Genomic DNA, 14624 nt, shown 5'->3' with positions numbered 1-14624 from the left:
TCTACCCATGTCGGGTGACACCAGCCTCGCTGAAACCCCTGAGCCTGCGCCGGGAGAATCGTGTGCTACCCCTTGCGGCGCACCAAAGTGGGCTATGGTGCCTGGCATGACAGACAGGGCAGCCACTTCGGATTTCCATCGTTACCGCACACAAGGCTTGATCTTCGCGGTGGCCGGCGCGATCGCGTTTTCGGGCAAGGCCGTGGTGGCCAAGCTGATGTACCGCATGGGGGCAGACCCGTTTACGGTGGTCGGCCTGCGTATGCTGATGGCCTTCCCGATGTTCCTGGCGATGGCTTGGTGGGCGGGGCGACAGCAGCAAGCCTCAGGCACCGGCGGGCGGCTCACGCGGCGCCAGATGTGGCAGATCGTGGGCCTGGGCTTTTGTGGCTACTACCTGGCCAGCACGCTGGATTTCATGGGCCTGAAGTACATCAGCGCAAGCCTGGAGCGCGCCATTCTTTACCTGAACCCGACCATCGTGCTGATTCTGTCGGCGCTCTGGCTGGGGCATGTCGTGCGCTGGCAGCAGGTGCTGGCCATGGCCTTGTCCTACATCGGCGTGGTCATTGTGTGGTTGCACGATTGGGACGCCGCCGCGCTGGTGGCCAAGAGTGCCCATGACCTGGACGCGCATCATGCGATCACGCTGGGGTCGGTGCTGGTGTTTCTCAGTGCGGTGTCTTATGCGGTCTACCTGATGGGCAGTGGCCAATTGGTGCAGAAGTTCGGCTCCATGCGTCTGGTGGGCCTGGCTTCGTGTGCAGCCTGCGGCATGGCGCTCTTGCAATGGTGGGCCGTGGGCTATCTCACCCATGGGCAACAGGGGCAGGTGGCCCATTTGCCCTGGCAGGCCTGGGCCTTGTCGGCCTTGAACGCCACCTGCTGCACGGTCTTGCCCGTGTGGCTGGTCATGCGCGGGGTGCAGCTGGTGGGCGCGTCCATGGCCTCGCAGGCGGGCATGGTGGGGCCTTTGTCCACCATCTGGATGGCGGCTTGGTGGCTGGGCGAGCCGGTCACCTGGCGCCTGCTGGTGGGCACGGCCACCGTGCTGGCCGGGATCGTGATTCTGAGCAGGGCCAGCCAGCCTGCAAAGGCTCAGGCCGTGGCCGTGGCTGCCACGCGGGCCAAGGCCTGAACCAGCGCCTGGGCCTGCGCCTGAATGGCGGGTGGCAGAGGCTGTACACCCGCGCGCACCTGTGCGATGTACTGAGCCGTGTCGGCGGCGGTGTGGCTGGTGGGCAGATCCGGCAGGGTGGTCAGCACACCTTCTACCGGTGACAGGCTGAGTGCCTCGTCGTGTTCACCGCGGATGAAGATGTCGCACTTGGGCTGGCGGCGCGCATCGGCCACGGGTTCGCCTTCGGTGCCGCGCATCAGCATGGCGTTGGCATGCGCGTGTTGCAGGTAGGCACGCAGCGAGTGCGCGTACTCGGGGTGGGTGTGGTTGACCACGCGCACGCTGGGCAGGTGGCCGTGCGACAGCGTGAACGGGTCCAGCAGCTTGGCCACGGAGTGCCCGGGGTTGCGCAGGCCGATGGTCCAGCGCACGGCCAGCAGCTTGTCCATGGCGGGGCACAGGTCGGCGATGTCCATGAAGGCGGGCTGGCCTGCTTGCCAGGCGGCGGCCAGTTCGCTGGCATCGCGCACGATGGGCAAGCTTGCGGCCTCGAAGACCTGGCCCGTGGTCACGCGGGTGGGGTCCACGGACGGGCCATGTACCAGCACGCCCACGCCTTGCCGAGCCAGTTCCAGTGCCAGCAGGGCGGTCAGGTTGGGCAGTTTGCGCGCACCGTTGTACGAGGGCAGGACAACGATGCCCTTGGGCGCGGCCGCAGTGGCTTCCGACAGGTCGATGCAGCGCGCATGCGTGGCCTGCACAAAGCCATCCAGCTCCTCGACGGATTCACCCTTGATGCGCATGGCCAGGCAGAAGGCGCCGATCTCCAGGTCGCTGACCTTGGCATCCAGCACCTGCTCGAACAGGTCGCGGGCCTCGTCGATGCCCAGAGAGCGGGCGCCATCCTTGCCCCGGCCAATGATCTTGATGTATGCGGCAATGCTCATGTTGGTGTGTCCACGTCCTGGCGGGCCATTATCCGGCCGGACGTGGCCACTTGCGCGCTGGGTTCAAGATGCCGACGCGAGGGCCGGATGCAGCTTGACAAGCTGCCGCAAGGCGGGGATGCAGGAGCCGCAGTTGGTGCCGCATTTCAATGCGCCCTGCAGCTGCGCCAGGCGGGCATCGGTGTCACCCTGGCAGGTGGCCAGCGTGTCGATGATGGCGGGCTCCGTCACGTTGAAGCAGGTGCAGATCTGCTTGCCCTTGGAGACGACCGCCACGGGTGGCGTGGCGCCGGGCGAGAGCAGGGCGCGGCCATAGGCGTCGGCCAGCAACTCGTCTTGCAGCAGGGGCTTGATCCAGGCTTCCGCGCTGATGTCGCCGGCCAGCACGAAAGCATCCAGCTTCAGGCCCTCGTCGGTGCGCTCCATGCGCATGGCACGGCGTTGGCCGCGAGACTTGTCCTCATAGCGCAACACGTCCACGCCTTCGATTCCCAGCAAGGCTTCAATGCGGCTGATCAGTTCGCTGCTGGCCGCTTCCATGGCCGCGGCACGGAACAGCAAGCCCACCTTGCCCTTTTCGTGCGGCTCACGGCCAAAGGGCACGCAGCTGGTGAAGGCAAACGCCGACATCAAGGGCTTGAGCGCCTCTTTGGCCGCCAGGGCTTCAGATTCGGGCATCCAGGCCACGGCCAGCAAACGCCAGAGCAGGCGGGTGGCCGTGATCTTGATCGCTGCGTGTTTGAGTTCCGGTTGTTTGGACTTGGGGCAGAACGTGGGCACGGTCAGCGCATTGACGCCGCTCATGGCCTGGCCTTGCTTGTCCAGGCCGCTGAGGTATTCCTCGCCCCAGTGCATGGCCATGAAGGCCTGCATGGGGGCGATGGCCTCGCTGGGTTGAGCCGGCGCAATGATCTGGCCGCGCCGTGAGGCCACCTGCACCAGGTCGCCCGCCTGCAGGCCCATGCGGGCCATGTCGCCCGGGTTGAGGTCGATGCTGGGTTCGCTGACATGGCCAAACAGTCGGCCCAATGTGCCCGTGCGGCTCATGCCGTGCCATTGGTCGCGCAGGCGGCCGGTGTTGAGGCTGAATGGGTAGCGCTGGTCACGCGGCTCGCTCACGGGTTCGTAGCGCATGGCCGCAAAGCGCGCCTTGCCGTCGTCGGTCGGGAAGACGCCACCGGCGTACAGGCGGGTCTGGCCTGTTGATGCGCCCTCGGGCATGGGCCACTGTTGGGGCCCGACCGTCTCGAGGATGGCATAGCTCAAACCCGTGATGTCCAGGTCGCGGCCCCGTGTGGATTCGCGGTGCTCGTTCCACACGGATTCAGGCGAGTCGTAAGGGAAGAGGGTGGTGGTGCCCGCACGGTAATGTGCGGTGCGTTGGGTGAGGCGCTTTTCCAGGCGGCGGCCGAAGTCGCTGAGGATGGCCCAGTCATGGCGGGCTTCGCCAGAAGGCGGCACGGCGGCGTTCACGCGGCTGATGCGGCGTTCGCTGTTGGTGACCGTGCCGTCTTTCTCGCCCCAGGTGGTGGCGGGCAGCAGCAGGTCGGCAAAGGCGCAGGTGGCGGTGGTGGCGAAGGCCTCCTGCACGACCACGAACTCGGCCTTTTCAAGGGCCTTGCGCACGGTGGCCTGATCCGGCAGGGATTGGGCAGGGTTGGTGCACGCAATCCACAAGGCCTTGATCTTGCCTCGGGCGGCGGCTTCGAACATCTCGACGGCGGTCTTGCCGGGGTGGGCGGGCACATCGTCCACGCCCCATAGCGCGGCCACCTCGGCGCGGTGTGACGGGTTGCCCAGGTCGCGGTGCGCACTCAGCAGGTTGGCCATGCCGCCCACTTCGCGGCCCCCCATGGCATTGGGCTGGCCGGTCAGCGAGAAGGGGCCTGCGCCGGGGATGCCGATCTGGCCGGTGGCCAGGTGCAGGTTGATGAGTGCGGCGTTCTTGTCCGTGCCGCTGCTGCTCTGGTTCAAGCCCTGGCAGTAAAGCGACAAGGTGGGCGTCTGGGCGCCGAACCAGCGCGCGGCCTGAACCAGGTCGGCCACGGGGATCCCGCAGGTACTGGCCACCGCTTCGGGGGTGAAGTCCTGCACGATGGTCTGCAGTGCCTCGAAGCCCTGCGTGTGGCGGTTCACATAGGCCATGTCGATCAGGCCCTCGGTGATCAGCACGTGCAGCATGCCGTGGAACAAGGCCACGTCCGTGCCCGGCAGGATGGGCAGGAAGAGGTCGGCCATGTCGGCCGTTTCGGTGCGGCGCGGGTCGGCCACGATCAGCTTCATGGCCGGGTTGGCGCGGCGCGCATCCTCGATCCGACGGAACAGGATGGGGTGCGCGTATGCCGTGTTCGCGCCCACGATGAACAGCGTCTGCGCGTGCTTGAAGTCGTCGTAGCAGGCCGGTGGGGCATCGCTGCCCAGCGTGGCCTTGTAGCCGGCCACCGCGCTGCTCATGCATAGGCGCGAGTTGGTGTCGACGTTGTTGGTGCCGATCAGGCCTTTGACCAGCTTGTTGAGGACGTAGTAGTCCTCGGTCAGCAACTGGCCCGAGCCGTAAAAGCCCACGGCGTCCGGGCCATGCTGGCGGATGATGGCGGCGAACTTGTCGGCGGCTTCTTCCAGTGCGGTGTCCCACGCGACGGGGGCGGGGGCCTCGCCGCGCTGATCACGGCGCATGGGCGCGAGCAGGCGCGTCTGCTGGGTGACCGATGGGCAGGCGGTGAGGTGCAAGGTGCTGCCCTTGGTGCACAGGCGGCCAAAGTTGGCCGGGTGCTGGGGGTCACCCTGGATCTGGATGATGCGGCCCTGGCGTGACTCGATCAACACGCCGCAACCCGTGCCGCAATAAGGGCAGGTGGCGCGGGTGGTCTGGGTGTCGGCGGAGGCGTTAGAGGCGTCGGAGGCGAGCGCGTGCCCGCCCATGTTGGCGTTGCTAGGCGTGCTCATGGCGTTCACTCCGCAGCCTTGGCAGCTTCAAGCGCGAGGCTGTTCAACTCATCCAGGTCCAGGAAGACCTGGCCCGCCTCGACCTTGACGGAGAACTTCGGCGTGCAGCCTTCGTCGGGCGCTTTGGCGCAACCGTTGTCCAGCCCGATGGTCCAGTTGTGCAGCGGGCAAGCCACGCTGTGGCCGAAGACGATGCCTTGAGAGAGCGGGCCACCCTTGTGCGGGCAGCGGTCCAGCAGGGCGAAGACCTGGTCATCCGCCGCACGGAATACGGCCACCTCGCCACCTTGCTGGCGCTGCACACGGCGTGCGCCCAGTTTGGGGATGTCTTCAACGTAGCAGATGGGCTTCCATTGGCTCATGGCAATTCTCGGTTTCGTTGTGTTTCTCAGCGGGTGGCGGCGAGTTCTGCTCGCCAGCCTTCACATGGTGATCCAAAGAGCGATGCGGCCGGGCCGCTGGCTTGATGGGGCGCGCGACCGCCCCGTCTCACCTGGTTCAGGCGAGCCTGCTGTACAGGCCGGTGACCTTGTCCATCACCTGCAGGATGTTTTCACTGCTGGTGAAGACCTCGGTGGCGTGGTGCAGGCTGCCTGTGTTCTCGCCGATGCGGGCGAGCGCGTTGTCAAAAAAGATCCACTGTTGCCTGGCCAGTTCCAGCTCCTGCTTGATGGCGGGGGTGGCCTGCGGCGCGTTGCTCAGCAGGGTCAGGGCTTGCGCAAACTCCTGGCGTGCCACATTGAGCTCCTTCACCTGCTCCGGCACGGCGGCGCCCCAGCTCTGACTGAGGTAGAACTTGGCCGTGCGTTGCGACAGCATGCGCTGGCGGCCGGCCAGGTTCACCAGCTTGCCGGTTGCCTTGCCCGAGTACTGCTCCAGTTGCACCGTGCCTTGATGCGCCAGCTTCAAGACCTTGGCGTCCAGGCTCAGCAGGATGGGTGCGGCGCTGCGATCAGGCGCCGAGCCCACCAGGGCTGATTTGTAGTCGCTCCACACGGGCTCCATGGCTTTGTACGTGGCTTCTATCTCATGCGTCGGTGCATAGGCTTTCAACTCCACAAACTGGCGGTCGAACCAGGACATGGAATCAAACAGGACTTTTTCGGCCCGTTTTGCATCCACCCCCTGGCCAATGGCCAACCAGGCCTTGGCCATGCGCTGCGACAGCATGCGTTGGCGGCCCGCCTTGTTGATGGCCTCGTTCAGGCTGCTGATCTGTGCCCAGGCCGGGGTGACCAGCGCAGCGCCTGCGGCCAGGGCCAGGCTCTGCTTCAACCATGTACGACGACTTTCGGTGCGACTTTCAATCAACTGCATGTTGCCCCCCGACAGGGGTCTCCAGATAAAACAATGTCGACTTTGGTTCAGACGGTCAGCGGTTCGAACTGGCGCACATCGACATGGGCCTTGTCGAACTCGAACCAGGGGTCCGGCTCACCTTCGAGCGAGAACTGCAGCTTGGCCCACAGCGCTTTGCGGTACGCGTGGTCTTCCAGGATCTTGCGCTTGACGTGGTCCAGGCCCACGCGGCTCACATAGTGGCAAGTGCGCTCCAGGTACCAGCCTTCTTCACGGTAGAGCTGCAGGAAGGCGCCCGAATATTCCAGCACTTCCTCTGATGTCTTCACCTTGGCAAAGAAGTGCGCCACCTCGGTCTTGATGCCGCCGTTGCCGGCCACGTACAGCTCCCAGCCTGAATCGACGCCGATCACGCCCACATCCTTGATGCCGGCTTCGGCGCAGTTGCGCGGGCAGCCCGACACCGCGATCTTCACCTTGTGTGGGGCGTACATGCGCCACAAGGCCTTCTCCAGATCCTTGCCCATCTGCGTGCTGTCCTGCGTGCCGAAGCGGCACCACTCGCTGCCCACACAGGTCTTCACGGTGCGCAGGGCCTTGGCATAGGCGTGGCCACAAGGCATGCCGATGTCCTTCCAGACATTGACCAGGTCTTCCTTCTTCACGCCCAGCAGGTCGATGCGTTGCCCACCGGTGACCTTGACCGTGGGGATCTTGTACTTGTCCACCGCATCGGCAATGCGGCGCAACTCGTCGGCTGTGGTCTCGCCGCCCCACATGCGCGGCACCACCGAATAGGTGCCATCCTTCTGGATATTGGCATGGCTGCGCTCGTTGATCAGGCGGCTTTGCGGGTCGTCCTGCGCCTCCTTGGGCCAGGTGCTGATCAGGTAGTAGTTGATGGCGGGGCGGCAGGTGGCGCAGCCATTGGGCGTGCGCCAGCCCTTGACCTTGTAGACCCCGTCGATCGACAACAGCTTCTCTTCGCGGATGGCGTCGCGCAGATCCTGGTGGCTCAGGTCCGTGCAACCGCAGATGGCCTTCTTCTGCGGCGTGGCCGAGTAGTCACCGCCTGCCGTGAACATGATCAACTGCTCGACCAGGCCAGTGCACGAACCGCACGAGGCACTGGCCTTGGTGTGCTTGCGCACTTCATCCAGCGTGAACAGGCCTTTTTCCTTGATGGCCTTGCAAACGGTGCCCTTGGTCACGCCATTGCAGCCGCAGACCTCGTCGGTATCGGCCATGGCCGCCGCCTTGCTGTGGCCTTCATGCCCGGTGTCACCGATATTGGACTCGCCGAACATCAGGCGGTCGCGCTTGTCGTTGACACACGTGCCTTCGCGGATCAGCTTGAAGTAGTAGCTGCCATCGACCGTGTCGCCATACAGGCACGCGCCGACCAGCTTGTTGCCCCTGAGCACCAGCTTCTTGTAGACACCACCAAAGGGGTCCGACAGCACGATCTCTTCCGTGCCTTCGCCGCCCATGAAATCCCCTGCCGAGAACAGGTCGATGCCCGTCACCTTCAGCTTGGTCGACACTTGCGAGCCGGTGTAGCGACCAATGCCATACAGCGCCAGGTGGTTCGCGCACACCTTGCCCTGCTCGAACAAGGGCGCCACCAGGCCATAGGCAATGCCACGGTGCGCCGCGCATTCGCCGACCGAATACACACGCGGGTCCGTCACCGTCTGCATGGTGTCGGTGACCACGATGCCGCGGTTGCAATGGATGCCGATCTTCTCAGCCAGTTCGGTGTTGGGGCGGATGCCCGCGGCCATCACGACCAGGTCGGCCGCCACCTCGGTGCCATCCTTGAACTTGACGGCCTTGACGCGCCCGTCTTCGCCACCCACGAGCTCCTGCGTCTGGGCACCAATGCGGAACTTCAGGCCACGCTCTTCCAGCGAACGCTGCAGCAGCCTGGCCGAGACATCATCCAGTTGGCGCTCCATCAGCCACGGGGCAATGTGCACCACGGTCACGTCCATGCCGCGCAGCATCAGGCCATTGGCCGCTTCCAGCCCCAGCAGGCCGCCACCGATCACGACCGCATGCTTGTGCGTCTTGGCCGTCTCGATCATGTAATGGGTGTCGGCGATGTCGCGGTAGGCAATCACACCTTTGAGGTCCTTGCCCGGCACCGGCAGGATAAAGGGGTTGGAGCCCGTGGCCAGCAACAGGCGGTCGTATTCCGCTTCGGTGCCATCCTCGGCCACCACCACACGGCGGGTGCGGTCCACGCTGACGACCTTCTTGTTGAGGTGCAGCTTGATGCCGTTTTCCTCATACCAGGTCAGCGGGTTGAGGATGATCTCGTCCACGGTCTGTTCGCCGGCCAGCACGGGCGACAGCAGGATGCGGTTGTAGTTGGGATGAGGCTCGGCGCCAAAGACGGTGATCTCATACAGATCAGGCGCGACCTTCAACAGCTCTTCGAGTGTGCGGACCCCGGCCATGCCGTTGCCCACCATCACCAGCTTCATCTTCTTCATGCGAACGCTCCGTCAGCGGGAATCAAAATAGTTGTGCCTTTCACTCAGCAATAAGCGGGCCAGCACGGTTTCGGGGCGCACCAAATTGAACAGGGTGGTCTTGCTGGGGGCGTCACGATTCAATGCGCTGGCCTGCACCGATAGCGGGCGCAGAAATTGCGTCAACCCGGGGCAAGAAAATGGCCGCACGCAAACAGTGCGGTCGGCAAGACAACACGCTGAAGGACAACAATGAGTTTTGACCTCGATGTGGGCTACGCCAGCCAGCGCGGCCCCCGATCGGTGCTGGAGGACCACGCCGGTGTGGGGCAACCCGCGCCCCACGAAGAGGCCTGGGGTGTGATCGCCGCGCTGGCCGATGGCGTCTCGACCGGTGGCCTGGGGGGTGAGGCTGCGCAGACCACGGTCGAAACCTTGCTGCGCGACTACTACGCCACGCCCGCCACCTGGGACACCACCGTCGCACTGGACCGCCTGATCGGCGCGCAGAACGCCTGGTTGGCCGACCACAACCGGCGCCGCCAGGGTGTGCGCAACCTCGAAGGCCTGGGCGTGGCGGGCATGACCACGCTGACGGCCATCGTGCTGCGTGGCCACGGCTACACAATGGCCCATGTGGGCGACACCCGCGCCTACTTGCTGCGGGCCGGCGAATGCACCCAGCTCACGCAGGACCACACCCTGGGCCCACTCGAGTTCCAGGGTGGGCTGACGCGGGCCGTGGGGCTTGACGATGGTCTGCGTGTGGACTACCTGGAGGGTGATCTGCAGATCGGCGACACCTTTGTGCTGACCAGCGATGGCGTGCACGGCGTGCTCAAGCCCAAGCTGCTCAAGGCCCTGGCCGAGCAAGGTGATGCGCAAGAGGCCAGCGAGGCCCTGGTGGCCAAGGCCCTGGCATCCAACGGGCGGGACAACGCGACCGCGCTCGTCATCCGCGTCAAGGGCCTGGCCGCGGCCCGGCTGGAAGACGCCGAGCGCCGAGGCCGCCAGTTGCCCGTTCCATCGCGCTTGCAGCCCGGTGACGTGATCGACGGCATGCGGGTCGAAGCCTGTGTGTTCGCCAACGGCGTGCACCGGCTCTACCAGGTCAGGCATCAACAGACCGGTGAGTTGCTGGCGCTCAAGACCTTGCACGAAGCGCGCGCGAACGATCCAGAAGAGCGGGCCATGCTGGCCCATGAAGCCTGGCTGGGCGCCCGCGTGACCGAGCGCAAGACCAAGGGCCTCGTGCATGTGCATGAGCCCAAGGACGCCTCCAGCTTTTATGCCTTGTTCGATTGGCACAGCGGCCAGACACTCGGTGAACTGCTTCAAGCCAAGAAGCACTTCACCGTCACCGAGATCGTGGAGGCTGCGGCGAATGTGGTGCGCGCCCTCGGCCGCCTGCACCAGTTTGGCGTCATCCACCGGGACATCAAGCCCGATAACGTGCACCTGGCTGATGATGGCCAATGGCGCCTGCTGGACCTGGGGGTGGCCTTGTCCGGCAAAGAGCCCGAAAGCCTGCGTGTGCTGCATGCCGGCACGCCCAGCTACATGAACCCGGAGCAATGGAGTGAGGACCCCGACGTGGCGCGTGTCAGCCCGCAAAGCGACCTGTTCGCCTTTGGCGTGACGCTGTACCAATGGCTCACGGGCCGGCTGCCTTATGGCGAGATCGAGCCGTATCAGGTGGGGCGTTATCGCCGGGACCCGACACCGCCATCGAGGTTGCGCCCCGACGTGCCCATCTGGCTGGATCACCTCGTCTTGAAGGCCGTGGCGCGAGACCCTCGCCAACGCTTTGAGACCGCGGAGGAACTGCTGCTGGCGCTGGAGCGTGGCGCATCCAGGCCGCTGTCCGCCCCCCTGTCGACACCCTTGCTGGCGCGCGACCCGATGGCCATCTGGAAGATCGCGCTTGCGGTGTCGGTGCTGCTCAACGTGCTGATGGCCTACTGGCTGCTGTTCCTGCCGCATTGACAGCGGCACATCGAGGCTAAAAAAAGCCCTGGAAGGACGAGGGACCTCCAGGGCGGCTGACCAGGGGTGTCGGTCAGGTCAATACCGCCCTTATGGGGCGGCTTTCGATTGAAAGCGTTGTGATGTGTGACGCGCGACCTTGACGGGCGCGCGCCAGCTACCTGTCAGCGGCTGACGGCCTGCTTGCCGTAGACAGCGCTTGCAGGCGCGGCCGGCATGGTGCGGGCACGGCCGCCCTTTTCAGCCCAGGTGCGCGTCCAGCGCACTTGCATGACGCGCATCATGCTCAGCGCGATGACGGCCAGCACGGCGATGGTCACGAAGCCCCAGAGGTAGGTGCCGGAGAGCTGTTTGGACATCCCCATGGCGTTGGGCACCAGGCCGCCACCCAGCGCGCCGATCTCGCCAATCATCGAACCCGCCACGGCGGTGGTCAAAGGCCAGCGCAGCGGCACCAGCTGGAACAGCGCGCCATTGCCGGCGCCCAATGCCGCGAAGCACAGCATCAGCAGGAGCGTGGTGGCCGTCAGCGAATTGCCGCTCAGGCCACACAGCACCAGCGAGATGGCCACGGTCACGATGACGACCGTCAAGGTGTTGACGCCGCCCCAGCGGTCCGAGATCCAGCCGCCAAAGATGCGCAGCGCCGCGCCCATGAAGGCGGCCAGCATGGTCAGCTGACCTGCCTGCACCTTGCTCACATGGAACTGGTCGTAGTAGTAGCTCGGCAGGAAGGAGGTCAGGCCGATGAAGCCACCGAAGGTCACGCCATAGATGATGCTGAAGGCCCAGCCATCCTTCTCGAACAGGCAGGCGATGTGCTCGCGGAAACTGGCGTGTGCATCGAGGTCCGGCGGCTCCTTGGCGAACACGATCATCACGATCATCGGGATGCAGATGGCGATCGCAGCAAAGCCATACACCGTCTGCCAGCCATAAGCCTGGGCCAGCGGCGGCGCCACCAGCACCGACACGGCCGTGCCGACGTTGCCGGCGCCCACCAGGCCCATGGCCAGGCCCTTGTAGCGCGGAGGGAACCAGCCCGAACCCAGCGACAGTGCCACGCCGAAACTGGCACCGGCGATCCCCAACAGGGTGCCCATGGCCAGCAGGTCATTGAAGGTGTGAACGAAGAAGTAGCCAAACAACATGGCCACCGCGATCATGCTCATCTCGACCAGGGTGGCACGCTTGCGGCCGATGTACTGCGCCAGCAGCCCCAGAGGGAAGCGCATGAAGGCGCCTGCAAAAATGGGAATGGACAGCATCAGGCCCTTCTGGGCCGCCGTCAGGTGCAAGTCATCGGTGATGAACGGGGCCATGGCGCCGTTCAATACCCAGATGCAGCACGAAAACGCGAAATACAAAAACGATGCGAACAAGGTCGGGCTATGGCCCGCCTTGAGGAAGGTCTTGAAGGAATCCATGTTGTAAGCCTCAGCGGTTGATCGACGTCTTGATTCGCGTCGATTCGGTGCATGGGCAAGCCAGAATCGTGCCAGCCAGGTGCGCACGAAGCCGGTGCAGTCAGCTTGACCTGATGCAAGCTGGTGCACGATTGGCCTGGCGCCCGCCCTGCGAGTGAGGGGCGGGCAGGGCATCCCGCTGCGGCGGGTGCCTTGGCTTGAAGCACAATCACGCCTGTCAAAAGGAGCATTCATGAGCATCAAGTCAGACCGCTGGATCCGCCGGATGGCCGAAGAGCACGGCATGATCGAGCCCTTCGAGCCCGGCCAGGTTCGGGCGGCGGCCGATGGCCAGAAGATCGTGAGCTACGGCACGAGCAGTTATGGCTACGACATCCGTTGTGCGCCGGAATTCAAGGTCTTCACCAACATCCACTCCACCGTGGTGGACCCCAAGAACTTCGACGAAAAGAGCTTTGTGGACATCAACGCCGATGTCTGCATCATCCCGCCCAACAGCTTCGCGCTGGCCCGCACCGTCGAGTACTTCCGCATTCCCCGCAATGTGCTGACCATCTGCCTGGGCAAGAGCACCTACGCACGCTGCGGCATCATCGTCAACGTGACGCCATTCGAGCCCGAGTGGGAAGGCTACGTCACGCTGGAGTTCAGCAACACCACCCCGCTGCCAGCCAAGATCTACGCTGGCGAGGGCTGCGCCCAGGTGCTGTTCTTCGAAAGTGACGAAGTCTGCGAAACGAGTTACCGTGATCGAGGTGGCAAATACCAAGGCCAACGCGGCGTGACCCTGCCTAAGACTTGAGCCGTTTTGACCGATAACCCGCTGTATCCACCCTTATGAGGGTACGGCGGTTCATTACGGTCTGTTACAATCGGTTCAGAGCATCGAGCGCAATCCAAACGCCAGTCATGGCGGTGCGCCTGGTACGTGATCCCACTGAAACGGGCATGTCGCTGGACAGCCGTCTCTTGCAAGAAGTAAAAAAGCAGAAGGTGGTCATGAAAATAGGGCTGTGCATTCACACAGAGGCCTTGAGACGGCTTCAGGGAGGGGGTGTCGAGTGCGCATTGATGTCGTTTTGAATCTTTTTTGGGCCTACCCCCATGCGCCGACCACTTCAGTCCCCCGCGTTGATCAACGCGTTTTATGACAGCCTGCGCCCTGAGCAGCGGGATACCGCTCAGGCCATGCACAAAGCCATTCTGGCTGCCGCGCCCCACCTTCGTCCTGAAGTGAAATGGGGCAATCTGTGTTTCATGAACGATGGCGATAACGTGATGGCCATCGTGCTGCACAAGATGCACGCGCACCTGCAGGTGTTCAACGGCGTGCTGCTGGTGGGCGAGTTCCCCGAGTTGGACGGTGCCGGCAAAGGCATGCGCCACATCAAGGTGCGTTACCGCCAGCCGGTGGATGAACAACTGGTGCGTGAACTCACGCTGGCCTGCCTGCAGGCCTGGGGCGCGTCCCAGTCTCGTTCAAGTCCTCGGTGGGGTTAATCGCCTCGCATCAGCCGGGCGGCCTGCGGCTTGATAGCATCCCATCATGCATTTGATGAACACCGTGACGAACGCTGATCTGCACTGCCACTCCAACGTGTCGGATGGCACCTTGTCGCCAGAAGAGGTTGCCGAGCGCGCCAGCCGAAACGGTGTGGAGTTGTGGGCGCTGACAGACCACGACGAGGTGGGCGGCCAGCATCGCGCTCATGCCGCCGCCGCCGCCTTGGGCATGGCCTACCTGCCCGGCGTCGAGATCTCGGTCAGCTTTGCCAACAAGACGGTGCACATCGTCGGCCTGGGCTTTGATCCGGATGACCCCGCCATCATGCAGGGCCTGGCGGACACCCGTGGTGGTCGCGAGCGGCGTGCACGCGACATGGCCGCTGACCTGGCCCGCGTGGGCATTCCTGGTGCCTTCGAAGGCGCACTGAAATACGTGGGCAACCCCGATCTGATTTCCCGCACGCACTTCGCCCGCTACCTGGTGGAGATCGGTGTGTGCGGTGACCCGCATGAGGTGTTCAAGCGCTACCTCACCGAAGGCAAACCGGGTTTTGTCGAGCACCGCTGGGCCAATTTGTCGGATGCCGTGAAGTGGATCGTGGGCGCCGGTGGCGTGGCCGTCGTCGCACACCCCGGCCGTTATGACTTCACGCCCAACGAAGAGTACGCCTTGTTCTCCGAGTTCAAGGCGCATGGCGGTCAGGGCGTCGAGGTGGTCACCGGCAGCCACACCGTGGCCGAGTACGCCAAGTACGCGGATCTGGCCTGCGAGTTCGACCTGCTGGCTTCCCGCGGCTCCGATTTCCATGACCCATCCGAGAGCCACACCGACTTGGGCACCTTGCCCAACCTGCCCGGCAAGGTTACCCCGGTCTGGGAGGCGCTGGCGCCCCGGGTGTTGCACCCTTGAGAAGGG

11 protein-coding genes are annotated in these 14624 nt (G+C 64.5%); 5 read left to right on the top strand and 6 right to left on the bottom strand.

The genetic code is table 11. The features are described from left to right. Positions 1-106: 106 nt before the first annotated feature. Positions 107-1138: a DMT family transporter gene (locus JY96_RS01970; protein ID WP_052162864.1), complete on the top strand. Its 1032-nt coding sequence runs from the start codon at positions 107-109 to the stop codon at positions 1136-1138. Here the strand turns inward: JY96_RS01970 and ybiB are convergent. From ybiB to nirB, 5 genes are all read right to left on the bottom strand, one after another. After that, positions 1099-2067 (bottom strand): DNA-binding protein YbiB, encoded by a 969-nt coding sequence (gene ybiB / locus JY96_RS01965; protein WP_035034525.1) that lies wholly within the window; start codon positions 2065-2067, stop codon positions 1099-1101. The two genes, JY96_RS01970 and ybiB, sit on opposite strands and share 40 nt — an antisense overlap. Positions 2068-2130: 63 nt before the next feature. Further along, positions 2131-4989, bottom strand: a complete 2859-nt coding sequence (locus tag JY96_RS01960; protein ID WP_052162863.1) for a nitrate reductase — start codon at positions 4987-4989, stop codon at positions 2131-2133. 29 nt (positions 4990-5018) lie between these two features. After that, positions 5019-5375 (bottom strand): nitrite reductase small subunit NirD, encoded by a 357-nt coding sequence (gene nirD, locus JY96_RS01955; protein WP_035034523.1) that lies wholly within the window; start codon positions 5373-5375, stop codon positions 5019-5021. Between the two features lie 136 nt (positions 5376-5511). Next, entirely contained in the window at positions 5512-6330 is an 819-nt protein-coding gene (locus JY96_RS01950) for a type IV pili methyl-accepting chemotaxis transducer N-terminal domain-containing protein (RefSeq protein WP_052162037.1), read from the bottom strand. Between the two features lie 47 nt (positions 6331-6377). Continuing rightward, the gene (nirB, locus tag JY96_RS01945) at positions 6378-8810 is read right to left on the bottom strand and encodes a nitrite reductase large subunit NirB (RefSeq protein WP_035034518.1); all 2433 of its coding nucleotides are present in this window, start codon (positions 8808-8810) and stop codon (positions 6378-6380) included. Positions 8811-9041: 231 nt separating this feature from the next. Here nirB and JY96_RS01940 point away from each other — a divergent pair, with 231 nt between their 5' ends. After that, on the top strand, positions 9042-10775 hold the full coding sequence (locus tag JY96_RS01940; protein ID WP_035034507.1) for a bifunctional protein-serine/threonine kinase/phosphatase: 1734 nt from the start codon (positions 9042-9044) through the stop codon (positions 10773-10775). A gap of 164 nt (positions 10776-10939) precedes the next feature. Here the strand turns inward: JY96_RS01940 and JY96_RS01935 are convergent, their stop codons facing one another. Further along, positions 10940-12202, bottom strand: coding sequence for a nitrate/nitrite transporter (locus JY96_RS01935; RefSeq protein ID WP_035034505.1), 1263 nt, complete (start codon positions 12200-12202; stop codon positions 10940-10942). 232 nt (positions 12203-12434) lie between these two features. On the opposite strand from JY96_RS01935, the gene dcd reads away from it, so the two are divergent. The 3 genes from dcd (at position 12435) to JY96_RS01915 (ending at position 14618) form a co-directional block, all read left to right on the top strand. Continuing rightward, positions 12435-13004, top strand: coding sequence for a dCTP deaminase (gene dcd, locus JY96_RS01930; protein ID WP_035034503.1), 570 nt, complete (start codon positions 12435-12437; stop codon positions 13002-13004). 302 nt (positions 13005-13306) lie between these two features. Beyond that, a complete protein-coding gene (locus tag JY96_RS01920; RefSeq protein ID WP_081960958.1) occupies positions 13307-13702 on the top strand; it encodes an iron chaperone in 396 nt (131 codons plus the stop codon). 55 nt (positions 13703-13757) lie between these two features. Then, positions 13758-14618, top strand: coding sequence for a 3',5'-nucleoside bisphosphate phosphatase (locus tag JY96_RS01915; RefSeq protein WP_035040787.1), 861 nt, complete (start codon positions 13758-13760; stop codon positions 14616-14618). Positions 14619-14624 lie beyond the last annotated feature (6 nt).

The organism is Aquabacterium sp. NJ1 (assembly GCF_000768065.1).
Taxonomy (GTDB): Bacteria; Pseudomonadota; Gammaproteobacteria; order Burkholderiales; family Burkholderiaceae_C; genus Aquabacterium.
The sequence above is the reverse complement of the archived record's forward strand: the minus strand, read 5'-3'. Positions and strand labels throughout refer to the sequence as shown.